Origin of the sequence: Pedobacter suwonensis (genome assembly GCF_044762335.1) — a bacterium.
In the GTDB taxonomy this organism is placed as follows: domain Bacteria; phylum Bacteroidota; class Bacteroidia; order Sphingobacteriales; family Sphingobacteriaceae; genus Pedobacter.
The window spans coordinates 162,572-189,571 of sequence record NZ_JBIWEB010000001.1 but is presented as its reverse complement, the minus strand read 5'-3'; the positions used below and the strand labels follow the sequence as shown (position 1 = coordinate 189,571).

21 protein-coding genes are annotated in these 27,000 nt (G+C 40.3%); 11 read left to right on the top strand and 10 right to left on the bottom strand.

The annotated features are described in order from the left end of the window. Position 1: 1 nt before the first annotated feature. On the bottom strand, positions 2–2,239 hold the full coding sequence (locus ACIQXP_RS00730; RefSeq protein WP_387504382.1) for a S41 family peptidase: 2,238 nt from the start codon (positions 2,237–2,239) through the stop codon (positions 2–4). A 163-nt stretch (positions 2,240–2,402) separates the two neighbouring features. Continuing rightward, positions 2,403–2,627, bottom strand: a complete 225-nt coding sequence (locus ACIQXP_RS00725; protein WP_387504383.1) for a helix-turn-helix domain-containing protein — start codon at positions 2,625–2,627, stop codon at positions 2,403–2,405. Between the two features lie 330 nt (positions 2,628–2,957). On the opposite strand from ACIQXP_RS00725, the gene ACIQXP_RS00720 reads away from it, so the two are divergent. Together ACIQXP_RS00720 and ACIQXP_RS00715 are read left to right on the top strand one after the other, a co-directional pair. Next, complete coding sequence (locus tag ACIQXP_RS00720) at positions 2,958–3,869, top strand: HEPN domain-containing protein (RefSeq protein WP_387504384.1); 912 nt, start codon at positions 2,958–2,960, stop codon at positions 3,867–3,869. Positions 3,870–3,873: 4 nt separating this feature from the next. Next, positions 3,874–4,461: a hypothetical protein gene (locus tag ACIQXP_RS00715; RefSeq protein ID WP_387504385.1), complete on the top strand. Its 588-nt coding sequence runs from the start codon at positions 3,874–3,876 to the stop codon at positions 4,459–4,461. 100 nt (positions 4,462–4,561) lie between these two features. On the opposite strand, the gene ACIQXP_RS00710 is transcribed toward ACIQXP_RS00715, so the two are convergent. The 7 genes from ACIQXP_RS00710 to ACIQXP_RS00680 all read right to left on the bottom strand — a co-directional run bounded on the left by ACIQXP_RS00710 (position 4,562) and on the right by ACIQXP_RS00680 (position 14,726). After that, positions 4,562–5,584, bottom strand: coding sequence for a hypothetical protein (locus ACIQXP_RS00710; protein ID WP_387504386.1), 1,023 nt, complete (start codon positions 5,582–5,584; stop codon positions 4,562–4,564). Beyond that, entirely contained in the window at positions 5,569–7,125 is a 1,557-nt protein-coding gene (locus tag ACIQXP_RS00705) for an ATP-dependent nuclease (RefSeq protein ID WP_387504387.1), read from the bottom strand. The genes ACIQXP_RS00710 and ACIQXP_RS00705 overlap by 16 nt, the downstream gene beginning before the upstream one ends. 53 nt (positions 7,126–7,178) lie before the next feature. Continuing rightward, on the bottom strand, positions 7,179–8,618 hold the full coding sequence (locus ACIQXP_RS00700) for a hypothetical protein (protein ID WP_387504388.1): 1,440 nt from the start codon (positions 8,616–8,618) through the stop codon (positions 7,179–7,181). A 480-nt stretch (positions 8,619–9,098) separates the two neighbouring features. Then, entirely contained in the window at positions 9,099–10,412 is a 1,314-nt protein-coding gene (locus ACIQXP_RS00695) for a gluconate:H+ symporter (RefSeq protein ID WP_387504389.1), read from the bottom strand. Between the two features lie 7 nt (positions 10,413–10,419). Next, positions 10,420–12,135, bottom strand: a complete 1,716-nt coding sequence (locus ACIQXP_RS00690) for an IlvD/Edd family dehydratase (protein ID WP_387504390.1) — start codon at positions 12,133–12,135, stop codon at positions 10,420–10,422. A 121-nt stretch (positions 12,136–12,256) separates the two neighbouring features. Next, entirely contained in the window at positions 12,257–13,093 is an 837-nt protein-coding gene (locus tag ACIQXP_RS00685) for a fumarylacetoacetate hydrolase family protein (protein ID WP_387504391.1), read from the bottom strand. Between the two features lie 742 nt (positions 13,094–13,835). After that, positions 13,836–14,726 (bottom strand): AraC family transcriptional regulator, encoded by an 891-nt coding sequence (locus tag ACIQXP_RS00680; protein WP_387504393.1) that lies wholly within the window; start codon positions 14,724–14,726, stop codon positions 13,836–13,838. A gap of 562 nt (positions 14,727–15,288) precedes the next feature. Between ACIQXP_RS00680 and ACIQXP_RS00675 the strand changes: the two genes are divergently transcribed. Beyond that, on the top strand, positions 15,289–18,462 hold the full coding sequence (locus ACIQXP_RS00675; RefSeq protein WP_387504395.1) for a SusC/RagA family TonB-linked outer membrane protein: 3,174 nt from the start codon (positions 15,289–15,291) through the stop codon (positions 18,460–18,462). 13 nt (positions 18,463–18,475) lie between these two features. After that, a complete protein-coding gene (locus ACIQXP_RS00670) occupies positions 18,476–20,026 on the top strand; it encodes a SusD/RagB family nutrient-binding outer membrane lipoprotein (protein ID WP_387504396.1) in 1,551 nt (516 codons plus the stop codon). Between the two features lie 51 nt (positions 20,027–20,077). Here ACIQXP_RS00670 and ACIQXP_RS00665 read toward each other — a convergent pair whose 3' ends face one another. Beyond that, complete coding sequence (locus tag ACIQXP_RS00665; protein WP_387504397.1) at positions 20,078–21,322, bottom strand: glycoside hydrolase; 1,245 nt, start codon at positions 21,320–21,322, stop codon at positions 20,078–20,080. A 236-nt stretch (positions 21,323–21,558) separates the two neighbouring features. Here ACIQXP_RS00665 and ACIQXP_RS00660 point away from each other — a divergent pair, with 236 nt between their 5' ends. From ACIQXP_RS00660 to ACIQXP_RS00630, 7 genes are all read left to right on the top strand, one after another. Then, entirely contained in the window at positions 21,559–22,182 is a 624-nt protein-coding gene (locus tag ACIQXP_RS00660; protein WP_387504398.1) for a Crp/Fnr family transcriptional regulator, read from the top strand. Positions 22,183–22,242: 60 nt separating this feature from the next. After that, positions 22,243–23,040 (top strand): sulfite exporter TauE/SafE family protein, encoded by a 798-nt coding sequence (locus ACIQXP_RS00655; RefSeq protein WP_387504399.1) that lies wholly within the window; start codon positions 22,243–22,245, stop codon positions 23,038–23,040. Positions 23,041–23,109: 69 nt separating this feature from the next. Continuing rightward, entirely contained in the window at positions 23,110–24,513 is a 1,404-nt protein-coding gene (locus ACIQXP_RS00650) for an MBL fold metallo-hydrolase (RefSeq protein ID WP_387504400.1), read from the top strand. 127 nt (positions 24,514–24,640) lie between these two features. Further along, positions 24,641–25,204, top strand: a complete 564-nt coding sequence (locus tag ACIQXP_RS00645) for a YeeE/YedE family protein (protein WP_293744873.1) — start codon at positions 24,641–24,643, stop codon at positions 25,202–25,204. 13 nt (positions 25,205–25,217) lie between these two features. Next, entirely contained in the window at positions 25,218–25,718 is a 501-nt protein-coding gene (locus ACIQXP_RS00640) for a DUF6691 family protein (protein WP_387504402.1), read from the top strand. 60 nt (positions 25,719–25,778) lie between these two features. Beyond that, on the top strand, positions 25,779–26,117 hold the full coding sequence (locus tag ACIQXP_RS00635; RefSeq protein WP_387504403.1) for a MarR family winged helix-turn-helix transcriptional regulator: 339 nt from the start codon (positions 25,779–25,781) through the stop codon (positions 26,115–26,117). A 14-nt stretch (positions 26,118–26,131) separates the two neighbouring features. Beyond that, positions 26,132–26,659, top strand: coding sequence for a GNAT family N-acetyltransferase (locus ACIQXP_RS00630; RefSeq protein ID WP_387504404.1), 528 nt, complete (start codon positions 26,132–26,134; stop codon positions 26,657–26,659). The last annotated feature ends 341 nt before the right edge of the window (positions 26,660–27,000 follow it).

Below are 27,000 nucleotides of genomic sequence, written 5' to 3'. Positions count from 1 at the left end.
TCTATTGGTTGATCACCTTAATTGCTCGTTCCAGCACTTCGTCTTTTCCATTTTTTATACCTGTTATAGTTGGCCTTACCACAATGTCAGGAACGATACCCACACGTTGTGTTTCCTTTCCATTTGGATAGTAAATGCCAATGCCTGAGATCATGGTTCTAAGTCCACCAGGTAAAAAGATAGTCGAAACATTGCCGTCGGCGCCAGCCGTCGTACTTCCAACTATAGTCGTATTTTTTACCGCACGGAACGCCATTGCCGTATATTCTGCCTGACTTTGCGAATTCTCATTGACAAGTACAACCAGCTTACCCTTATATTTGTTATTGTCGCTGGTGATTTTATCCCCTTTCCGAAAAACAAATTCACCCGGGTTATCTGGATTTCCTGTTGAGAACTTTGCAAATGAAGTGGGTTCAGTTACGAAATAAGAACCAAGGGAAAATGGAACAAATGTATTTGGATAATTACGGATGTCGATGATAATACCTTTTGTTTCTTTAAAAGTCTTTTTTATTTCCGGAATGTCTTCTTGTTTAATGTTGGCAAGCGTAATATAGCCGATATTTCCAGGCAATAACTTAAAACATTTTTGGCTGCTATCTACCTTGTACCAATGGTACATGCGTAGATTCTTCCGCTCATAGGTTGACACGTTAACTTGTCGTTTCTGACCGTCAGAGAGGTAATTTAAGGAAATCGTATTGTTTGGACTACGTAGAAGGTCTATAGACATATCTCTAAGCCTGGCCGCGCTATTAGAGGCAGGATAATAAGGTTTTAAACTATCAACCAATGAATTAATTGTCTTACCATTAACATGTGTGATTACATCGCCGATTTTCACTTTTGCCAATTCTGAAAATTCTGGATTAAAGTAATCGACAACCACCAATTGGTTCTCCACAAATTCTGCTTTAAAGGCTGCGAACCTGGTTCCCCTTAGCGCATTACTTTTTTCCCGTCCTCCCCATAAGTTTGCGTGGGTGTCGTTCACTTCTCCAATCAGCTGTGCGGCTATAAGTTCATACGAGAGTTTGTCGTTAGCATTCAGGAACTTTGGGATATACTCCTTCAGTACAGTATCCCATTTTTTATCGGTAATATGCCTGTAGGGGAAAAAATAATTAATCATGTTCCAGTAACGATAGAGAGATAATAACCTAAAGCCGGCATCCGGATTGGTCGATCCTGAATAAGGATTCTCATTGGAGAAGTTCGGATTTCCTATACCAGGTTCAAGTGAGATATAGTAGTTCTTGCCCTGGTTTCTATTGTTGTAAAGATCGTTAAGTTGATTTTTTAAGTTGGCTGATAAGCCTGTGCTATTGATCCAGGATAAATCTGGTTTTAATACAGCATTGGCCGGGGCGGCTTTGCAGGTTTTACACACCGGCAGCACACCATAATTTTTAATCCAGTTGGTAAGCAGATTATCCCGCTGTTGTTTGTTTTGCACTTTGATGTAATCTGGCAGGAGCCTAAAAAGTTCGTAGTCCCAGTTATATTTTCCTTTTGCAATTTCTGGATGATGATACTTTATAAGTCCCCAAACTTTTCCCAAAAGCTCAAGATTATCAATTAAATCTTGATTTAATGTGGGGAAAGTAACTTTCGAACCATCATCAAAAGTTTTATCTGCTTGGGCAGCCATAATTTCTTTTTGGAAGGTCTTTATTTTTGGATCGCCTAATGCTGTTCCATCAATGGTGATCTTTAGATCGTCCAGCCACATTTTTCCTTTACCTACCAATAGGCCGCCAAGAACTATTTTTTTGGTTTCTTTTGGATTAAGTGGCAGATTTATTTCAAAAGGAGCCCAGTCGGTAGTTCCTGTAACACCTCTGTTAGACATATTATCGAAAGCTATCTGTGGATCTATACGGAGCCATAAGCCCGCATACCCCTCAGTTACGTTCTCTGTTTTGATGAAACCCGATAAGCGAATAGACTTGCCCTCATAGTTGGCGGGAAGGGTTATAGACAGCGCTCCAAAATTCTTTTTGCTACCGGTATTCTCAATAGCAGCAGAAAACTTACCGCTTTTCTTCTGCACCGAGTCTACGTAAACTTTGTATGCTGCATCTCCAAATTTTATCCATTGTGAAGGAAAGCCGTTTCGGTGCTGTTCGAAATCTAGGTTTAGTGTTTGTGTTACCTTGAGTTGCGCAAAAGCATGCTGTAAAAATGAAAATGCGAGCAGTATCGCAATGGTTAGTTTACTTGGTTTTGAAAGCATTGAGTTTTTAAATTAAAGTTTTATGCGACTTTGGTAGACATTAAATTATTTAATTTTTGAATCAAAAAGATATCGTTCAAATAAAAATGAAAAAATATTCGTGTTGAGATAGATAAATTTAGTTGAATTGTGATTTAGTACTTTTCTTATATAAATATTTGATTTACTCTGGAAAGAATTCCCTTATTGAACAGCCCAAAATTTCCGCAATCTTTTTCAGGTGATTGATGTTATACTTATCATCAGTCTTAGAACGTTCGACATTACCCACAAACTTAGGATTCAGATCCATGGCTACCGACAGTACAGCTTGCGTTAATCCAGCTTGAATCCTTTTCTCTTTGACTCTATCAATAACGTATTGTTCTATTTCTGTAAGTTGCGCCATTTAATAGCTAAGTAAGGAATAAATAAAAAATATTTGCCGTGCTATAGCATGGTAATTGTTTTTTGTTTATATTAGTATCGAAATATACAATAGTAGTTATAAGAGTCTTGCGGTTACAAAATCTGAAGCCGTCAACGCAAGACAGCAGAAAAATACCATATCTATGGCTGGATGTGCTATATTTGCATATCTGCATAGATGTGGGATCTGCTGTAAATCCATGTTGACGTAAGGCTTCAGAAACTTTTATGTAACCATGGTTGGCAGATCCCACATTTATGATTATGCTCATCCTAAGACTCATTTGAAAGAAATTTAAATGAGATCAATATGGAACCAAAATTATCACCAGAAGCCGAGCATGCTGTCCATTTCAGGGCGTTCATCCATCGGCTCGCCCGGAAGTTCAAACCGCTCCAGATCTTCAGCTTTTCGCAGAATAGTTATATTCTTACTTCCCAAGGCTGTTTTACTGACAATCAATGCCATTTTAAATATGACTATTGCTTATTGGTAGTTACCGAAACGGCGACCCGAATAGATTATGAAATGCAGGATTTTGCCAATGCCGATTATCAGCATGGAACAATTACCATTATCGGCCACGGCAGGCAATCGGTTATCGACGCAGTACAGCAAAACAGCCGCTTTTTTATGAGTGTGCTGAGCTGTGGAAAACTGCTTTATAGTAAGAATGGACTGTTAGACCATGATCCAATACCCGCATTTATCCCCACAAAGGGCGCAATCAAAGCAATTAAACATTATGAACACCGCATACCGCTGGCTGATGGTTTTCTGACGTGTGCATCTGAATGTTTGGAGAAGCAACAGTTCGCAATTTGTGCCTTTATGCTCCATCAGGCCGTAGAACAAACTTGTATCTGCCTGTTGAGGATTCATATTGCCTACCGTTCGGAGTTCCATAACCTTTACCGCCTGCTCCGTTTGTGTACCTGCTTTTCTGAAAAGCCTTTTCAACTTTTCCTATCCACTGCCGAAGATGAGCGGCTATTTAAAATCATGGCAAAAAGCTATTCTGGTTCACGCTATAAAGATGATTTTACGGTTTCCCGGCAAGATGCGGAGCATCTTTATCAAAAGGTTGCTTCTTTTTTATTGCTGGCCAAAGAGATGTGCAACGAGAAAATAGAACTGCTTGTAAAATCGGCAGCAGATGATGCCGCCTTAAAAAACACCAACCAGATACAGATCGAAGAAGTTTTACAGACCAATAGGTAAGGCGATGAAGAAGCAAACAAAAAATACAACAGATAACAGGATCGTTTATCTCAACCAGGATGAAATAACAGATCCGATAAAGGTGTTACACGAGTTTTTTAGTCACGCATGGTTGCCCGACCATTTGAAGATGCTGAAACGCTGGCGAAACGATGCCGCATTTGAATCCGAAAAATCAAAAAAATGTAGCCCAGCCTTCCTGGTATATCATTACGAACTGACCATAAAGCTGATCGAGGCGGCCTGGCTCTTAAAAAAACGTAAGTCTGGCAAACTTGACTTTGATCACAAACAGGAAATTGAAATTGCAAAATGCTACATCAAAACGGAAAAGAAGAAGCTACGGGACTATCCTGAAAACCTGAGTATTCGGGAGATGGTAAAGCCCTCATCTGTACTCAAGAAAATGTTCAGGATCTATCAGCTGGACGGGTACAAAAAAATCCTGCACACCTGGCTCCCCGATGCGCTGAACACCTCTTTCATGGAAGAAAGGCTGAGCAAATTTGAAGTCATTATAGTTTACGAGCAATTGGTGAAGCTGATCGAGGCTACGTGGTTGATCAGGGAGAGGATAAAAGAGGGTAACTAAAACTTATAAATGTCATATCTATGATCTCAGTTATGGAATGCCTAGGTAATGCGTTAGGAGACTAAGCTATAGAGCCAATCGGGTGGTGTGGTTCATATTACTATTTCACTTTTAGCGTCTTGAAATATTCTTCCGGTACCATATAAAGATTGCGTTTAGCCCTTGAACAGGCAACATAGAATTTGTTTTTTGTTGAAGCGGGCAAACTATTTAGCTTTTCTTGTTTTAAGCACTCCCAGGATTTCTTATTGAGTACAATACACACATCCTGATATTTATCTTCTCCCTTACACTCGCCCCAATTTTTGGAAAAGCAGGAATACTTCCTTTGGTCGTTGTAGAAAAGCTTGACGACAGTCTCATCGTAATAAATTCCTAAAGCATCTGACTGATCTTCTATAACCTTTATTGAGGTATGGTCTGTCCGATGTGATTCCATATGGATTCCTATATTTTCGGTTATGTAGTTGCAAATTGTTGGACTACACCTATGGCTTTTTATCAAACTTGTCGTATCAACACTAAGGCCCATTTTTTCAAAAAGCTTCACATATCCCTTGTAATCATCATGTAATGAACGATTCACTACACCATCCCTACTGGTATCAAATGTATGCTGATAAAAATCTCCAACAAACAATATGTCCAAATTGGCGAGAGAAATATTTTTTAAAAAGTTAAAGTCATTGCCTGCGAAATCTTGGATTTCGTCAAAAAAAACGTTGTCGAAATATTTAGATATGCGATTATTGATATCTTTTACTATTTCTCGTTTTTCAAGAAGTTTAGCAATTCTGTTACTATAAAGCCTCTTGAATTTATCGATATATCGTGCATCATCCTGTGCAAACTTATTTGGATTTGGATTCCAGTTGATGCCCTTGGCACGATATTGAAAACCTAAAAAGGGTCGATAACAAAAACCATAAAGAAAATTAAAATATGATAAGAGCCGAATATTCTCCGGAAAATATCCAAACTTCCTAATAATGCCATTGCGCAGATTATCAATGTTATTTACAGTGTAGGTTACTATCAACGATCTTTTTTCCAAACAAAGCTTAGATAGGATCAAAGTTGTCTTTCCTGAGCCAGCGACTGCAAAAACTACTCTTTTATCCATTTTACGGCATCTTTGATGTAGCTTGGCGCAACAATTGCGTCTGATTTTTTATCAAGAAGTTCGTATGCCACATCAGCTTTGTTCTTTAGCATATACTCCTGGACGCTAAGTTTTTTCCAGCCTCCAGAAAACATGCTATCGCATATAGCCTTATTGTCTTCATAGACGCATATCTCAAATGTAGATCGGTTATTATCGGGGTCATAGAATACTTGGATTATATCTGATACATAATCTTTGTAAGCCTCTATGCAAGTGGTTTGATGATCGGTATCATTGTCCCTAATTACCGCTGTTTTGATTTTAAGCAGTTTAGCGATATCAAGATATCTTTTAAAACTTGTGCCTCCTACAGAAATAACATGAACATCAGAGTCTTCAAGGCTATTGCCTTCCTGCTCGAAAAATGCTTCCATCAGAATGTATTCTGCATCTCCTTCTACCAAAATGACTTTCTTTGAGAGAATAAATTCCATAATGTTATTATCCGGAGCTTTTATGAAGAATTTTGCGGTGTCAGATGGTAATTGTTTCAAAAGTACGGCTAGCGAGCTATTGCTATTCAGAAGGATTGAATTTCTGAGATCGAGCCTTGTACTGATCATATTGCTGTGAGTTGTTATCAAAAGTTGCTTGCCAGAAGATTCCCTTATTCTGCCGATCAATTTTTTCATATTAATATGGCTGAGATGGTTTTCAGGCTCTTCAAGAAGAATAACATCAATATTTTTACTGTTCTTATTCAAGGCAAATTCTGTTTTGATAAAACACTGCCTGCCCTTACCCTTATTTTCAATATTAATATTACCCTCTGTCAGCATCAAGTCTGTTTCTAGGTTTGCTTTGTGCGTGTTACGAACTCCAAAAGCATATTGACTCAACCTGCTATTTAGCTCTGCCAATACGTTACCTTTAAAAGAATCCTTAAACTTTCTGTACTCGTTTTTATGCTTATTCTTTTCTGAATCTCTTGTATTACTTGAGTACATCGCCTTAACATATTCTCTTGTAGCATATTCGTTATTGATCTGAGAATTGTCTATTAGAATCTGCTTTAAAAACTTTCTAAAACCGGTATAGCTTTCGCCTGAGAATGTTTGGAAGCTTATTGTATAATATTCAAAAGGGAAAATAGCATCATCGTGGGCTATTATTTCGCTGATTTCCCTACTTAGCAAATCGTTTGGAGCACAGGTCATCCGCAAGCCATCGCAAATTGAACTTTCAGAATTATTGTTTCCGTTTAAATCAGGATCCTTTTGATCTTCAAGATATATTTCTACAAAAAGAACTGGGAGCTCAACATAATCTCTTCTAGAGGAAAGAAACTGTTCAACCACTTTGGAATTGAACAGACTTTCTAGACCAATAGTTTCTACTTTATTTTTACTTCCGCTTGCTACTATATCTATAGCCGTTAAGATCGAACTTTTGCCGGCCTCGTTGTCCCCAATCAATAAATTTATTTCAGGTTGAAAAATGATAGAAAATGTTTCGAACCTTTTGAAGTTTTGTAGTCTTACTTTATGAATCTGTGCCATCTTTGAGAGATTAACTAGTTGAATTTAATAAAACAAACCCATGAAACTAGAAATTAAAGATTTGATTTTAGAAAGAAGGTATTAAGCGCCTTCCTAAGCTTTGGGTTTTTCATTTCTAAGGCGCGATGTAAAATCTCCTCTGGACCTATAAATCTGAACACATTTTTCCCGCTGCCAACTTTTAGTTCTTCGATTCTCTTTGATGCATCTTCGTCAAAACCCGAGGTAGACCAATATTCAAATTCTATTTCTTTATTTCTTTGAGCGTCTTGCTCTTTGATCCATCTCTTGAAAGCTGGAGCTTTTACTCTCACCCAATTATTGACATCAGCAACTTGCGTTTTAGCTACACGTGCTTTGCATTCTGCAATGATAATCTTATTTCCAAAACTTGCACGGATATCCATTTCGTGAATCGCCTTGTCTTCAATTATCTCCCAACCTAAATCTATACTAGCTCCCTTAAATAAATAATAGTGTCCCGCAACATATTCGAATAAAGTGCCTTTCATATTTTTGAGTAGACCTTCATTATATTTTCTAAGTTCGGTAATAAGGTTTAAATACTTATTTGGGTCATTAGCTAAACTTGCGGCCGCATTTGTCAAAACAGTGATAAGATCATTCAAAGTTTTAGCGTAATCTTGACCGAAGAGTTCACCAATTAATCCAACGACTATTCCTTTTTCTTTCAGATACATAAACCCTTCATGATCTAGGTTGTCGACAAGGAGTATTGGCATGACTCGGGATGCATTTTTATAGGTCTTGATAATTTCAATCTTCTTTATGAAAAAATCCAGATCTTTCTTACGTGTAGGTCTACCAAGAAGCACATCTGCAATAACGAACCCAAATTCTTTTCCCGTTTTAAGTCCATTTAATGGGCTTATTCCTTTGAAAGCCCATCGGAAATTTCCATGTTCCCCAAATAGTTCCGCCGACTCGTAGGACACCAATCCAATATTTTTAGCTTGGTTTTTAAAGTTGTCGAGAACGTATAATTTGATTATGTTGAGAGTCTTACTTAAAAAAAGATTTAGACCTTTATATCTTAATCTAGGTGCAAAGGAGTATTCATCCTCATTAAAGACTAGGATTTTCTCTTTTACAAATTTTTGAAGCACCTCTTCAAACGTAAAATGTGAGGCAACAGGATTGATAGGATAATTCGCATAAGTTTCTAAAAACGATCGATCCAAACTTCCTGAGTGATACCTTAACGCATTCAAAACGTACCAGTATTTTTTACCATGCATTTCCATTTGCTTAGCCAAAAGAGAAAGTATTGCACCATCTTTAGCTTGGTCTGGCAAGAATATTAAGGACTGATTACTTTTAAAGAAGCCTTCAATTCTTTCTAGAGTTTGGTCTCGAGAGACTCTTTGGCTAGCAGCATTGATTGTAATACCTTCTGATTTTGCTAACTTTCTTGCCAAATCGCTTGAAATCATCGGTCCATTGTCAAGCAAGATATTCCCAATCGCTGTCATATCACGCAATATATACAATACTTATTTAATGGTTTATAGATTGAATTAATTTTTAAAAAAAAAATGATTATTTTGCTCGAAAAGCTACATTTCAAAATGTCACATGATTTTATTAGTTGAATAATAATCCAGTTTTGAAAAAGTTCCAGCAAATAGATTGAATAGGATAGTCACTCCTTTCTAGAAGGTAGTTGTGAAGATAGATTAGTAAGTTATTAATAAACTAGATATTACTCGTGAAAAATAGTAACTGAACTTCGGTATATATAAGCGATTTAATTCTTAGTTTTCTAGTTATAAAAATCTCAAATTTAAACTATACCAATGCAACTAAAAATGCATTAAAAGGTGAGCGATTAAATGAGTTCGCAATAAAACTTAATTTACAGTTATTAAATGATAATTGCTGGACTATGTTTAAATGAGCATTTTCAAACTAAAGGCTATCAAAAATACACCCCCCCCACAATCCCCAAATTTTCACTTCACCTGATCCAATATCAATATCCCAATAATCCCGATCACGGATACCAGGGTTTCCATCAGCGACCAGGATAAAAAGGTTTGTTTGATGGATAATCCTAAATACTCTTTGAACAGCCAAAAAGAGGAGTCGTTTACGTGAGAGCAGAACAGGCTGCCTGAGCCAACGGCGAGTACCATTAAATTGGGGTCGGCACCATGAGGCCCGATAAGGGGGTAAACGATGCCCGCAGCCGTGAGGCCGGCAACGGTTGCCGAACCCAGGCAAAGCCTTAGCACTGCGGTGATTAACCAGGCCAATAGCAAAGGCGGTAGCGTTAATCCTTGCAAAATGGCTGCAAGGCTATTGCTAACGCCAGTTTCTACAAATACCTGTTTCAAAATGCCTGCGCTGCCGATGATGAAGAGGATCATGGCGATATCTTTTGCAGCTTCGACATAAATGGCCATAATGTCTGTCAGTTTTTTACCTAACCTTATCCCGAGGGTATAGGTTGCAATACAAATGGTGAGTATCATGGCCATGGTTGGGTCGCCAATAAACCTGGCAAAATTTACCACAGTTGTGTTGTTGCTACATAGCCTGCTGATTAAGGTGGTGCCTAAAATGATGAGTACCGGTAACAATGCAGAAATGATGCTATTGGTGATGCCCGGCAATTCATAATCGGGTAAGTCATCGGCCTTTAGGCTAATTGTTGGCTTAGATCGCATATTCATTAATGCTTTTGCAAAAACAGGACCTGCAATAATGATAGCCGGTATGGCCACGATTAAACCATAAATAAAGGTTTTGACCAGATCTGCATGAAACTGGGTGACTAAAGCCATGGGCGATGGATGCGGCGGCAAAAATCCATGCATCACAGATAGCGAGGCCAGCATGGGCAACCCCACATACACCAACGGTAACTTATAGTTGTAGGCTACCGAAAAAATAATGGGGATGAGCAATACGAAGCCAACATTGTAAAATAAGGGGATGCCTACTATAAAACCGGTTAAAGACATGGCCCAGGTGATGTATTGATAACCGAAGGTGTTTTTTAATACCGTGGCTATTTTTTGCGCAGCACCGCTAAAGGCCACGAGTTTGCCGAGCATGGCCCCCAAAACGATGATGATGGACAAAGACCCTAAGGTGTCGCCCAATCCCTTATTAACCGTTTGCGGAATACGGGTGGCGGGCATACCTGACAATAAAGCGGCCGTTACCGATACGATTAAAAATGCAAGGAAAGTATTCACTTTTGCCCAGGCAATTAATAGTACCAGCATCACGATACAGCCAGAAAGAATCAGTACATCCATGTTTTTATTAATGGGAGTCTCTGGTTACGGTTGGGCCCGAGCCACCTACCAAAAAGTCTAAATCGGCACCTTTATCTGCCTGCTGCACATGTTTAATGTAAAGGTTGGCATAACCACGAGTAGCAAGGAGAGGAGGCTGTACCCAATGGCTTCGCCTGATGGCCAGTTCTTCATCACTTACTTCCAGGTGGATGCGTTTGTTGGCTACATCCAGTTCAATGATGTCTCCGTTTTCTACCAGTGCTAAATTGCCGCCAATGGCCGACTCTGGCGATACGTGCAGTACAACCGTACCATAAGCCGTACCGCTCATTCTGCCGTCAGAGATCCTGACCATATCGGTGATGCCCTTATCCAGTAATTTTTTAGGTAAGGTCATGTTGCCCACTTCGGGCATACCCGGATAGCCAACCGGACCAACTGTTTGCAAAACCATTACACACGTTTCATCGATATCCAGATCAGGGTCATCTACCCGCGCATGGTAATCTTCAATATCTTTAAACACAACGGCACGGCCCCGATGCTGCATTAAAGCGGGCGTGGCTGCAGATGGTTTTATTACGGCTCCGTTGATGGCAAGATTACCTTTTAATACGGTAATTCCGGCTTCGGGAATAATCGGCTGTTCAAATTCATAAATCACTTCCTTATTGTAGTTTATTCCACCACCAGCAATATTTTCGGTATGGGTTTTTCCGGTTACGGTCAGGGTATCCATTTTTAACACCGGTTGCATTTGTTTCAAAACTGCAGGTATGCCGCCGGCATAGTAAAAATCTTCCATCAAAAATTTACCTGAGGGCATCAGGTTAACCAACAGTGGCATTTTGCTGCCAATATCATCAAAATCTTCTAAGTTGAGCGGTACCCCCATACGCCCGGCAATAGCGGTAAGGTGAATGATAAAGTTAGAGGAACCGCCCACTGCGGCATTTACCTTAATGGCATTTTCAAAAGCATCGCGTGTGAGTATTTTGGAAATTTTCAGGTCTTCTTTAACCATTTCAACTATTCTCCTTCCGGATAGCTGGGCAAGCCTTTTCCTGCGCGAATCAACTGCGGGTATAGACGCACCCCCCGAAAGGCTCATGCCCAGGGCTTCTACCATGCAGGCCATTGTGGAAGCCGTGCCCATCGTCATACAGTGGCCCGGACTACGCGACATGCAACTTTCTACTTCTGCGTATTCATCATAAGTTATTTCACCTCTCTTTAAGTCTTCCGTCAGCTTCCACACACTGGTTCCGGAGCCGATGTCCTCGCCACGGTATTTTCCGTTCAACATGGGGCCGCCGGGCACCACAATGGTTGGCAGATCTACACTGGCCGCGCCCATTAGCGTAGAAGGGGTGGTTTTATCGCAGCCCGTTAATAGTACCACCCCATCAATAGGGTTTCCCCTGATCGATTCTTCCGCATCCATACTGGCGAGGTTACGGAACAACATAGCAGTAGGTTTTAAGAGCGTTTCGCCTAACGACATGATGGGGAATTCGAGCGGAAAGCCTCCGGCCTCCAATACCCCGCGGCGAACACTTTCTGCAATATCACGCAGGTGGGCATTGCAGGGCGTTAGTTCCGACCAGGTGTTACAGATCCCGATCACCGGCCTGCCGTCAAACATGTCTTCGGGCATGCCCTGGTTTTTCATCCAGCTGCGGTAGATGAGGCCCATTTTATCTTTTTTTCCAAACCAGGTTGAACTTCTATATGGTTTCATATCCAGAATATACTTGTTGTGCTATTTTCAATTTTTTTTGGCTGGTGAGCGTATTGATTAACCAATCGTTTCACCCGCGCCGGGGGAGGTGAGGAGCCAGGCATTGGTTTGCCCGTGTTGATCAGGCAACTACATTGATCAGTGAGCCAATCTCCGAAATGCTTATTTTTACCGTATCTCCGCTTTGCAAAGTGAAATCATCGGCAGGGATGATTCCTGTACCGGTCATTAAATAAGTTCCATGAGGGAAATCTAATTCCAGAAACAGGTAATCAACCAATTCCTTGTGTTTGCGTTTCATCTGGTTAATGGATATTTCCTCCTGAAAAACGACCGCATCAGCTCTGGTTATTTCGATGCTGATAAGGGTGTCAGGATCTATCGGTTTTTCCGGCACCAGAAGGCAGGGGCCTAAAGCGGCTGCTCCATTGTACGATTTTGCCTGCGGCAGGTAAAGCGGATTTTCGCCCTCAATGTCTCTCGAAGATACATCATTGCCTATGGTATAACCTTCTATGGTGCCTGCCGAGCAGATAAATAGGGTCAGTTCCGGTTCAGGCACATTCCATTTAGCATCTGCCCTGATGCGGATATTTTCTCCCGGACCTACCGTACGGTAAGCGGGTGATTTAAAAAAAAGCTCGGGCCGGTCTGCATCGTATACCCTGGCATAAAAATCGCCACCTTTTGCATCTTTTGACTCTTCTATTCTGGCTTCCCTGCTCCGGAAATAAGTTACACCAGATGCCCATACTTCCTGGTTACCGATGGGTGTTAAAACAGCGGAATGGGTGAGGGCCTGTAAATCTTCGTTAGGTTTAAGATTTTGCAACTCGTTACTTACTACTTTAAAGAGATTACTCCTGTTAACGAATGTATCCCAGTTTTTTTCTCCGCTTAAGAAATATTGGTTATGGTGATTGATAATAATCCCGCTCGAGGTATTATAGATTCTCATAATGATTTGGTTTAGATTTTTTGGATAGAAAATGAGCTTTAAACTTACTTTACATATCCAGGCGGTAAAATTGAAAGGCAAATAAATGCTTTTAAAGGATATTTACACCATCATGTCAATATAATACAATAAAATGCTGCGATACTAAAATTATGGGTTTGTACGGGCTGATTGATTAGCAATTGACTATAATTTAAAACTGATTTTGACTCACCATACACCAAACGATTTAGCCATTGCTTTGGCCTACTTTGTGGCCACAATTAATTATAATATTTTTCTTCCGCTCTATGCCGCGGAGGCATGGTACTTTGGAGCGCCAAAGTACCCAAAGCGCTTCGTCAATCCAGCAATGAGCCTTTTGCACAACCCCATACGCATCAAAAAAACAGTGGCACTTCGTTTTGTGTTCAATATTCTTTTAAAATCAAATCATCGTAATGAACACAAAACCACTGCGTTTCAGGTTTGTTAGTGCTAATTTAACTTAACTGCAACTGTTTTTTGATTTCCCTGGCTCTTGGGATTGACAGTGTTCTTCGCTAAAATCAATGCATTATTAAAGTTGGCTAGCAAAACGCCTAAACCATTCATAAAAAGATGTGTCCACACGGTAGATTGCTTCGACAGGGAAATTACTTTTAAGATAGGTGAAAAAATTAATCAGCTACTGAAAACGCAGAGATCAAGTAGGAAATTAAAGTTTCCGTGTTTTTCGTGCTTCCGTGGCAAACATAAAGGGCTACTCAGCAAATTTCTTCTCTTCAGTTTTAATATAATTGGACCGGTAATCCATCGGATTTTTTTTCGTAAGTGCTTTAAACTGATGATAAAAATGAGAAATATTGTTGTAGCCGCAGGCGTATCCCACCTCCGTCATGTTAAATTCCTCTTCTACCAGCAATCTGCAGGCATTTCCAATCCTTACTTCCATTAAAAACTGGATATAGGTTTTTTTGGTCTTGGATTTAAAGTACCTGCAAAACGAGTGTTTTCCCATGTTAATTAATGCAGCTACATCTTCTAATGCCACTTTCTGGTGATAATGATTAAAAGTATATTCAAAAATGGTATTAATGCGACTCTGGTCGATGCTGTTCACTTCCAGGTTAAAGCCATTTTTTGATATAATTTCGTATTCTTTCGTGGCCGCTACGATTTCTAAAGCAGACAATAAACTGATTAATTTACGTGAAGGCGATTCGTTAAGCATTTCTTCTGCTATTTTCCCAACCTTTCGTTTAGTGGCGCCTTTTAAACGTAAACCCAGCTTGCTGGTATGGAGCAGTTTAACAATCGGACTGATTTCGGGAAGACTTAAAAATGTATCGCCCCATACGTTGTTTTGAAAAAGAACCACGATGGTTTCGCCTATTTTATCGGTATCGTTTTCCAGATATTCCTGTTCGCACCGGAAAGTATGTGGCAGGTTTGATCCAAATAAAAATACGTCACCATTTTTAAAAGGGCCCACATAGTCGCCGATCAGGCAGGTGCCGTAAGTTCTTTTAACCACCAATAGTTCGCATTCGGGATGATAATGCCAGGCGCTTAATATCGCATGTCCGATATCTTTACGGATATTAAAAGAATGCTCCGGGTTCGGAGTAGCCTTTTTTAAAGTAGCCTTCATGTTTATAATTGGTTAACGATAACATGAAATTAAAAATTATGTACAATATAAATGCATATCATGAGCAATTGTTGCTTAGGTATGTTAACAACGCCAGGTTTTATTATTTGTACGATAGATTGGTGTTATGCTGAAGAATTTTTATAAGTGATTGATATACAAGTATATTTTTGATACTTCATTAAATCAGAAGAAAATTCGGAAAGATCCATCTATGTTAATATGTTACAATTTTTTGCGGTAATACTGAAATTGCTTTTCAGTAAAGTTGTCTTTATTTGCTTAAGTAACAGAACTGTTTCATAACCAAATATAAAGCAAAGCAATGCCTCTATTTTTGCCTGTTTCTTTTAAATCAGGTATTTGACTAGGCACGTTAGCCTTAAACGGTTAGAACAGCGACTAAACCGACTAACCAATATTCTGATATGAGATAAACTTACTTAAAATCCCAACTGCGGCACCTTGCTGCTCATACGGCTTATGTTCTAAAAGGATTATCCGACATAATCTAGCGATAGATATGCTGCTAATTAAAAAACCAATTCTAACCAAACTATAAATGATGAAAAAAAAATTACTTCCACTGGTATTGACTTATACCGTGTTAACGTTATTCCTGCTTTTCGAGCCCATAATGGCATCAGCTGGTGGGCTAAGCAATGCAGTTTTGAATAAATCTGCAACAAGCAAAAAATTAACAGTTGCTTTTATCGGCATTACAGGTAAAGTTACCGATGAAAAGGGCGTAGGTTTACCTGGCGTAAGCGTAGCTGAAAAAGGAACGCGGAACGCTGTTGTAACCAATACATCAGGCGGTTATACCATAAATGTGGCCAATAACAACGCGGTATTGGTGTTCACATCTGTTGGTTACAAACCCGTAGAAATAACCGTAAATGGAAAAACCGTAGTTAATGTAGCTATGGAAGCAGTTACAAATGCTTTGAACGAGGTGATCGTAACCGCGCTCGGTATAAAGCGGGAAGCGAAAAGCTTGGGTTATGCAGCTCAAAAAGCCGATGTACAGGCATTACAAACCAACCGTACCACCAACCTCGCCAATGCACTTGAGGGCCAGGTGGCTGGATTGGACGTATCTCCACCAGCTGCAGGACCAGGTGGAAGTACCAAGATCCGTTTGCGTGGACAATCTTCTTTCACCGCAGATAATTCACCGCTCATCGTCATTAATGGTTTGCCCATGTCGCAGGGCGCAAGCAGTAGCAATGGTTATACGCAAAATGTAGACCAGGGAGATAACCTGCAAGGAATCAATCAGGATGACATCGAATCGATGACTGTGCTGAAAGGATCTACTGCTGCGGCTTTGTATGGTTCGCGTGCGGTTAACGGCGCGATTATTATCACCACAAAATCGGGATCTAAAAATACTGGAATTGGGATTGATTTCAATTCTAATTTTACCATCAACCAGGCACTGGATTTTACAGATTTTCAATATGAATACGGACAAGGGGAGAATAATATTCGTCCGTCATCACAAGGTACGGCGCAAAGTTCTGGCGCCTGGAGTTTTGGAGTACCATTTGATAATGTACCAACCTATCAATTCGACGGTGTTCAGCGTCCGTATGCGCCAGTTAAAGATCGCATAAAAACGTTTTTTAGGCTTGCACCATCATGGAGTAATACCGTGGCCATTTCTGGTGGTAATGATAAAGGAAGTTTCCGCGTGTCGCTTGCTAATCAGGATGCGCAGGGTATTGTACCAAACAACGATTTCCACAAAAAGATATTTAACGTGGGTATTAACTATAAACTCACTGAAAAATTATCTGCACAGTTTTACGTGAACTACGATCACCAGTTTAATAACAATCCCCCATTGGTAGGCGTACAGGGCAACTCCATTCCAACATCAATTTACAGGTTGGCTAACTCCATCTCTTTCGATGTACTTAAGGCAGGCGCAATAGATGCCAATGGAAATGAAACACCAACATCAAGGTTTGCTACGATTACCAACCCATACTGGATCTTGGCCAACCAGTTTCAACGACAAACCAAAGATCATTTGTTGGGTACAGCTGTAGTCCGCTACCAGTTTTTCGATTGGTTGTATTTGCAGGGCAGGGCCAATATGGATCTTTTGCAAACCACTTATGAATCTAATACACCGACTGGTACGCTGGCTGTATCGGCCGCGCCAGCAGGACTGTATAACGGTAGCTATGGAATAAACACCGCAAGTACACGCCAGAATAATTTTGACTTTTTGCTGGGCGGCGGACATAAATGGAATGACTTTTCATTTAATGCAACCGTGGGTGGCAATAATTTTCCTTTAACCACGTCTACATTTAGCGAGTCGGTGACTAACTTTTACATCAGGGGGTTATATACCATTGGTAATGGTGTTACAGCAAATTCGACTTACAATTTGACTAAACAAACCGTTAATTCATTGTATGGTACTGCAGAATTTTCTTATAAAGACTTATTCTTCTTAAATATTACCGGCCGTTCAGACTGGTATTCGGTACTATCCAGAGATATAGATCATTATTTCTATCCTTCAGTTAGCGGAAGTTTCGTTTTCTCGGAGTTACTTCCAAAAGCAAAATGGTTGAATTTTGGAAAGTTGAGGCTTGCTGTCGCAGAAACAGGAAGTGCCCAGGGTATTGGTCCTTATAATGCCTTAACATTTGCACTTGCTCAAAATTCATTTAACGGGCTTCCACTAGGCAGTATAAACGGTACAGCCTCCCCAAATACTCAAATTAAGCCCTTTGGCGTAAATGAAAAAGAAATAGGCATCGAGTTACGCATGTTCAACAACAGGGTAAACCTGGATGTAGCTGCCTACAATAAAAAAACAACTAATCAGGCCGTGCCAATCAGCCTGTCTGCAGCAACCGGATACAGCACCACACTGGTCAACTTAGGCGGTTTAGAGAACAAAGGATTAGAATTTAACCTCGAATTAATACCGGTCCAAAACAACAAATTTACCTGGAAAACGGCTTTTAACTCTGCTTTCAACTCTTCAAAAGTATTATCCTTAGCGAACAACCAATCTCAACTGGTAGTGGGCAGTCCTGAGTTTTTTGGCTCTATTGTAGACGTAGTAGGATTACCGCTTAACCAGATCAGAGGGGCAACCTATAAACGGGATGCTGCGGGAAATATCGTATTATCAGGAGGCAAGCCGGTAGCAAGTGCTACACCGGTTAATTTTGGCAGCGGCCTGCCTACAGCAACAGGCGGCTGGTTAAATACATTGAATTACAAAGGTTTTACTTTTGTTGCCCATGTAGATTATAAGGCAGGAGGTAAAGTGCTCTCCAGTACCAGTTTAAATTTATTAAGAGAAGGTTTATCAAAAGAGTCTTTACCTGGCCGGCAGGGTGGCGTAATTTTTCCCGGTGTAAATGCTACCGATGGATTACCCAATACCACTGCCGTAAATGCAGAAGATTTTTACGCCAGTTATCGTTCAACGAATATTTTAGACCCATTTATTTACAGCTCAAGCTTTGTGAAGTTAAGAAACCTTTCTTTAGGGTATGACTTATCCAGATTTATCAATAAAAAATATGTGAAAAGCATGGTGCTTTCTGCGGTATGCCACAATGTACTGATCATCAAGAAATATACACCTAACATTGATCCGGAAGCAATAGCGTCAAGCGGCGATAACCTAACCGGGTATGAGCAAGCATCGTTACCCACAACACGTACATACGGATTTAACTTAAATATAAAATTCTAATCCTATATAAAATATGAAAAATTTAATTAGAATTATAGCCATTATCATCTGCTTTCCAGTAATTTACAGTTGTAACAAAGGCTTCGATAAACTGAATATTAATCCAAATAATCCAACGGAGCTCGATGCAGCATTCTTATTTACCAGCGCACAATTTGGCACACATGGCGCAACAATGGAAACTGAGCCAACGATTGTGCAGCAATTTGTAAATCCGTTTTCGGGCGTTACCTCAGCATTTAATTTTAACCAGGTAAACCAAACTTACACGGTGCAAAAGTGGAATGCAGAATATACCGGTACCAATACCGGCGCAACAAGTTCTTCAGGCCCAGTTCAATTACTGGTACAGATCCTAAGCCAGCTTAAAGGCAATGCTGCAAGAACAAATTTATATAACGAAGCCAGAATCTGGAAAGCATACCAGTTTATGATGCTGGTAGACACTTACGGAAACGTACCGTACAGTGAAGCCGGACAAGCCTATCTTTCAAATGTGCTTATCCCTAAATATGATAATCAGGCAGTGATTTATACCGACCTGATTAAAGAAGTTACAGAGGCAACTGCAGCCCTTGATCCTGCAAAGGATATCGTAAAAGCTGATGTATTTTACGGTGGAAACATCGCGCAATGGAAAAAACTGGGTTACTCTTTGTTACTTCGATTGGGTATGCGGTATAGTAAAATTGATCCTGGAAAAGCGCAAACGATTGTGCAGGCTGCGGTAGCTGGTGGTGTAATGACCTCAAATGCCGACAACTGTTATCTGAAATACAATACCACTTATGTGAATCCGGTAAGCCAGAGCATTACTGCGATAGCGAATACCTATTATTTGGCGGCTCCATTTGTAGATCAACTCAAAAACAGCGGTGATCCCAGGTTGAAGTTTATAGCTGGTAAATATGCAAATCCATTGGCCGCGCCTACTACAGTACCAGATACCACATCGGCCAATCAATTCGGACTGCCTATTGGATATAGCAGTGCTACTTTACCTACTGCACCCGGATTTAGAGGTGCCAATGGTTCAGGCTTTAATTATTCGCAGGTGAATTACAGTATTTTCGGTAGTTTAACCGCCCCTCAATTTTTTATTACCTACGCGCAAACGCAATTCCTGCTGGCAGAGGCTGCTTTTAGAGGCTGGTTAACCGGTGGCAGTACCGCTGATGTATATTATGCGAATGGCATTCGTGGTGCAATGGACCAATGGACAACCTACAACGCGGCGGCAATTATCCCCCTGGCTACGCAAAATGCATTTATTAACAATCCCGTTAATGCTTATAATTCGGCAAATGCACTCAACCTGATCAACACACAATATTGGGTAGCTTCATGGGGCAATGGTGCCGAGGCATTTGCCAACTTCAGGAGAAGTGGTTTCCCGGCTTTATCGCCCAATACCATCCCAGGACAAAGTATTACCGGAGGTTTTGTTCGCCGGTTTGTTTATCCAACGCTTGAGCTTTCTGCCAATTTAACCAATTACCAGGCAGCCGTTGCAGACAATGGCGGGCCAGATAACATGGATACCCGCATTTTTTGGGATAAATAGAAATGAAAGAGCCTGTATCATAACTGATCAGGCTCTTTTTTGATGAAAGCGTTAGTAAGAAACTAATGTCGTTACGCTGGAAGGAGCTAAATTAATTCCGAAGTTACTGCCGGTGACTGCAAAACTGTTGGTACTAAGGTTGGCTGAACTAGTTGTAAAATATCGGTTGAAACCAGAAACGCTGATGCCACTGAAATTAAAGCTTTGATAAGTGGTTGCTGCATTTTGGTTGATGATCACAACAACTAATTTTGTTCCGCTTTTATAGGCTGTAGCATATACACCTGTTGAAGGATTTTCTGAACAAGCTATTTTATTAAAACCCGGGCGTACATATCTGGCATATTGAGCCATCACATAACCAACTTTTTGAATATTTCCGCTTTCACTGATCGGGCCGTAACTTCTTCTGATGTACCACCATACATAGGCACTCCATCCGGAATTCATACAGTCGTGTATTTCTTTTGCAGCAGTCATGGCATTTGACCAGTCGTCTCCACTGATAGTTGAGTTTGTATAGTGTTCCGTCATCCATACAGGTTTGCCAATGTTGCCCAGGTTGTAAGGGGTCTTGCCATAGATATGTCCGCAAACGAAGCTGGTTTTGGCTTTTGCAGTAGCATTGCTCAGGTAAGTGTTGATGTAGCTTTGGTTCATCTGGAAAGGTTCCGGTGCCATAATAGGAGCACCACAATTGCTTCCCTGCGCAGTAACAAAGTCTGCTACTTCCGGAGCGGTGAGTTCCATAGATTCATAATTAACTTTGTAATCTGGTTCATTTGTCGGACTAATGGCAGCAAGCCCGCCTACCGCCGTATTAAATGCACTTAAATGTGCAGCATAATTTGCGTAAGATGTGGTTTTTATTTTGCCACCTACAATACTCCCATTGGTCTTCATTGATGCAGGTGCTGACCAGGCGGAGGCAATTGCCGAGCCACCGAACGACTTGCAGGCATCTATGGTCGCTTTTTCAGCAGCAAATTCTGAACTGGAATTAGGAACCCGAACCCGGACTATGCTGAGTCCAATGCCGCTTGTAGGCGAGAACGCGGTATTTCTTTGGGTGCTCGTCAGGTCGCCGGTCCAGGCCACGATATTTGCTCCGCCAAAACCCTTGATCGTTTGTTGAACAGTACCCGCATCAATTGTTGCGGTTGCTAAAAGATCGGCATTGGCCGTTTGTTCTTTCTTTGCAATAATTTCAGAACTGAATTCAGGCTGAGTCTGGTTTTTAGCGCAGCCAGCCAGCAATAGCATTGCAATAGCTACTTTAAATAGATTTTTTTTCATGGTGATGTGTAATTTAAATATTTGGTTATGTGGTGTTTACCACTAGAACTAATTTAAATGAATTATGGGTCAGGAAATGTAACGGATGTTTATAATTGAGCTATAAATGTTGAATAAAAATCTGCCTGCAGCATAAATAATGATATTGTATCGGTGTAAATTGGGATTATGCAATAATTAATTTACTGGTTACAATATGACAATGCCGCTACGAACCAAAATCGTATTTTTGAAAAATGGATGGTCTGGAACAAATAACAGAATTTAAGTCTTCGCCCGAACTGGTTGAAAAACTATATCAGCATAGCATACTCAAAACCTACCAGGCAGGAAGCATCATCGTAAATGATAATTCCCATATCCGCTCAATTCCGATTGTGACCAAAGGAACAATGAAAGTAATGAGGACAGAAGAAGATGGGAGGGAAATTTTATTGTATTACATCAAAGCAGGTGAAAGCTGCATTATGTCGTTTTTGGGTGGCTTGCACAACGAAACCAGCAAAGTGAAGGCAGAGGTAGAAGAATACGCGGAAATTCTATTTTTGCCGATCGACAAAGTTTCACTCTTCATCAAAGAATATCCACAGTGGCTGGATTACATCTTTCGTTTATATCACAAACGTTTTGAAGAACTATTGGAAATTGTGAATGCCATCTCCTTTAAAAAAGTAGATGAACGTTTATTGAATTTGCTTAAAAAGAAAGCTGAGCTTACATTATCTAAAACCATTCAAATTACCCATGAACAATTAGCCAACGAACTTGGTACGGCCCGTGTGGTGGTTTCAAGACTATTGAAACAACTGGAAGAAGATAGGATTGTTCTGCTGGGTAGGAATAAAATATCCCTTATGTAACTAAAGTAGCTGTATTTGTTTTTGAGTTGGTGCAACTTTGCTGTATCAATTCCCAAAACAATGGACATAGCAGGTTACATCGCTTCAGTTTTTATCGGTATCTCCTTAGGTTTAATCGGGGGCGGCGGAAGTATTCTTACCGTTCCTGTTTTAGTTTATTTGTTTGGTGTTGATGCTGCTCTGGCAACCACTTATTCTCTTTTCATTGTCGGCGCAACAAGCGTAATGGGCTCCTTTTCCTATTTTAAAAAGGGATTGGTCAACATCAAAATGGCAGCCGTGTTTGGTGTTCCATCTATCATTTCTGTTTTTCTTACAAGGGCCTATATCATGCCGGTTATTCCCGCCCAAATTTTTAGTGCCGGAAGTTTTACCCTCACCAAAAGTGTTTTTTTGATGTTGATTTTTGCCGTACTGATGGTTGTCGCTTCATACAGCATGATTAAAAAAGACCGACAGGCAGGTGATGGTACACCGCAGAAACAGAAGTTTAACTATCCTTTAGTTTTTTCAATAGGTATTCTTGCAGGCATAATTACAGGTTTTATCGGTGCAGGTGGTGGCTTCTTAATTATTCCGGTACTGGCTAATTTGCTGAAACTTCCAATGAAAGCAGCTGTTGGAACGTCACTCCTGATCATTTCCACAAATGCTTTAGTAGGTTTCGTATTTTCAATTGCCCATACCGCTGTTCATTGGCATTTCTTGTTAACCATAACTTTTATCGCCATTGCCGGTATTCTGATCGGCAGTTTTCTGTCTGCAAAAATTGAAGGTAAAAAGCTCAAACCCGCTTTCGGTTGGTTTGTGCTGGCAATGGGCATTTATATCATCATCAAAGAAACATGGTTAAAATAATGGGTAGCTCAATAAAAGGTCAATCAGATCATTAAGTAACAAAATAATTAATCATTAAAAATAAGTCTTATGTTTTTTCAACACGTATTTGATAAAAGTTTAGCGCAAGGCAGTTATGTAATAGGCTGTCAGGCTACGGGCGAAGCCATCGTAATAGATGCGAAAAGAGATATCGATGTATACCTGGAAATTGCCAGGCAGAATAATCTTCGTATTACACATATTGCCGAAACTCACATACACGCAGATTTTCTTTGTGGCTCAAGAGAATTAAGTGCGGTTACAGGGGCAGGCATGTATCTTTCTGATGAGGGAGGAGAGGACTGGCAGTACCAGTTTCCGCATATTGGGCTCAAAGATGGCGATCTGATAAGGGTAGGGAATCTGACTTTAGCAGTTTTGCATACGCCCGGCCATACACCCGAAAGCATTAGTTTTTTGCTGACCGACCATCCGGCAACCGACAAACCGGTGATGGTATTTACAGGTGATTTTGTATTTGTAGGCGATATTGGCCGTCCTGATTTGCTGGAAAAAGCAGCAGGGCTGATCGGTACAAAAGAAGCAGGTGCTAAACAAATGTTCCAGTCGTTGAAAAAGTTTGCTGCATTACCCGAATACCTACAGGTTTGGTCCGCTCATGGAGCAGGTTCAGCTTGCGGAAAGGCTTTGGGCGCAGTGCTCAGTTCAACCGTAGGTTACGAGAAAATCCGCAACTGGGCATTTCAGTATGATGATGACGAAAAAGCATTTACAGATCTGCTTTTAGCAGGCCAGCCAGAACCGCCCAAATATTTTGCGATGATGAAACATTTGAATAAGGTTGATCGTCCATTATTAATCGAAGTACCCAAACATCAGAAACTATCCGGCTCAGCGCTCTTAAAAGCTTATCGCAACGGATTGAAGGTGATAGATGCAAGAGATAAGATAAATTTTGCCAAAGGTTTTATTCCTGGCAGCCTGAACATTCAGGGCAATAATTCCTTTTCAACATGGGCGGGTTGGCTGCTTAATTATCAGGAACAGTTTGTATTGGTCTGTGATGATTACCAAATAGAAGACCTGACCCGAAAATTAATGCGTATTGGTCTGGATAACATTTACGGTTACATTTCGGATGTGAACGATTTGGGGATTGCGCTGCAGGCTGCTGATGTGATCGCTATTGACGAGTTTAAAACATACATCAACAATGAAGATGTTCAGATTATAGATGTACGGGGTGTGAGCGAATATGAGGCCGGCCATATTGAAGGGGCGAATCATGTTTTTGTGGGAACCCTTCCCGATCATCTGGATAAAATCAGTAAAGATAAACAGGTAATTATTCACTGTCAGGGGGGAGACCGTTCGGCAATAGCTTATTCTATACTCGCAGGAAATGGTTTCAAAAACGTGAAGAATTTTTCGGGAGGTATGAATGAATGGCTGGCTTCTGAAGGGAAAACAATTGCCTCTGAATTCGATTGATAATTCAGCTTTAAATGGCCACTATAAAATATTTTCAATTCAGAGAATAGATCGAAATTAATCGCTTTAAAGCACTATTTTTAACAAATAATTACCGAATTCAGGTTAATAATTAATAATTTAAAAAATGATAGAATTTATAAAACATCCCTGGGCATGGTATGTAGCGGGTCCGTTAATTGGTTTAACCGTTCCTGCATTGTTGATTGTCGGAAATAAATCATTCGGCATCAGTTCATCACTACGGCACCTTTGTGCGATGTGTATACCGGCCAATATTCCCTTTTTCAAATATGATTGGAAAAAAGAAATGTGGAATTTATTTTTTGTTTTCGGTATTTTTCTGGGCGGTGCAATAGCTGTTAACCTTTTGGGCAATCCTAATCCTGTTGAAGTCAATCCAAAATTATCTGCCGAACTTGCAGGTTATGGTATTACCAACTACAATAATATGGTGCCTGAAGACATTTTCAACTGGGAATCACTCCTTACCCTGAAAGGATTTATATTAATGATCATTGGCGGTTTTTTGGTTGGTTTTGGAACACGTTACGCGGGTGGTTGTACAAGCGGACATGCCATTATGGGCATATCAAACCTACAATGGCCATCATTGATTGCTACCATCTGTTTTATGGTCGGCGGTTTCATTATGGCCAATTTTATTTTACCTCTTATTCTATCACTCTAAAACCGTAAAAAAAATGCAAGATCGTACCAATACCGAAAGGGAATTAAAACCTTCTGAGTCGGATAAAATATGTGTAGATAAGAGTCCTTTGCAGCAAAATTGGCTTCACAATTTAAAATACCTGATTATCGGGATTTTCTTCGGCATCATATTCGTAAAGTCAGAAGTCGTTAGCTGGTTTCGCATACAGGAAATGTTTCGTTTACAGTCATTTCACATGTACGGAATAATTGGTAGCGCCATTCTCGTCGGTATGCTTTCCATCTGGCTGATTAAGAAGTTCGATATCAGAACCATTTCCGGCGGACCAATTACCATTGCGCCCAAAACATTCAATAAAGGTCAGATTTATGGAGGTTTGATTTTTGGCTTCGGCTGGGCCATTACAGGAGCCTGCCCGGGTCCGTTGTTTGCACAGATCGGAGCTGGCGCAACTGTTATTAGCGTTACACTTTTAAGTGCTATTGCAGGCACATGGGTTTACGGACATTTCAGAGATAAACTTCCTCATTAAATACGGATAGTAGGTTGCCCATAAAAATGTGGTTAGCAATAGGATTTTACTACCCAAACTTTGCTGGCGCAGCAACCAAATGCCTCAGAAATTATTGATGCCATGCGAATTGATAAGAGTTATTTAAGCCGGGTATTAAACAAGTTTGAAAAAAATAAACTGATCATTAAATCGAAATCAGAAAAAGACTTCAGGGCAAGTCGAATATGTTTAACTGATAAAGGAATGAGGGATTTAAATGCTTTAAATGAACTGGCAGACCAACAACTTGATGCATTGTTAAAAAAATTATCAGCCACAGAAAGCAAACAACTTGCCCTGCATATGAATTCGATAATCGAAATTCTTGATCAAAAATCTGCGGGCCAGAAAAGTGAACAGGACATCATCAGAGACTAAAAATACTTGAACAGATGACCATACGGATAGCCACATTTCAAGACATTCCGGAACTGAAAAAACTTTTAGACGATTCCGTGCGGAGCTTGAGCAAAGATTATTACACCACAAGCCAGATTGACAGCGCCCTTAAATATATCTTTGGTATAGATTCCCAATTGATTGACGATGGAAGCTATTATGTTGTTGAGTTAGATGGAACTATTGCTGGCTGCGGTGGCTGGAGCAGGCGAAAAACTTTGTATGGAGGTGATCAGCACAAGGAACTGTACGATACTTTGCTCGATCCCACAAGGGAGCCTGCCAGAATCAGGGCTTTTTTTGTTCACCCGGATTACGCAAGAAGAGGAATTGGCCGTAAAATCATAGAACTTTGCGAGAACGAAGCTAAAAAACACGGATTTTCCAGTCTGGCGCTCGGAGCCGCACTGCCAGGTGTACCGCTTTATAAAGCGATGGGCTTTAAAGAAATGGAGCAGATTGTTGAGCCGCTGTCTGATGGCGAAAAACTGGAGCTGGTAAGTATGATTAAAAACATCTGATTTAAGCATAAAAGGATTTTTCTGGTATTATCCTGTAATGTCCGAAGCTACCCATCAACTGAGGTTGATAAATAAATCCATTTGGCTCAAAAGATTTATGGAATAAGAAATCAAAATCTGCATTGCGATGCTTGAACAGAAAACGGAACCTTTTTTCGGGGCGATAATTTGGAACGAATAAACAGATGGACCGATGCTTACGGGCCGACAAAATATTGATGTTAAACGATAACTTTTTGCCGCAGGGCCCGCAATGAACGAAGTTTAAAGTGCTACGCCTGTTAGTTTTGTTTTACCTCAAACATTGAATTTCATCCAATCTCCGTGATTAAGGACTATCA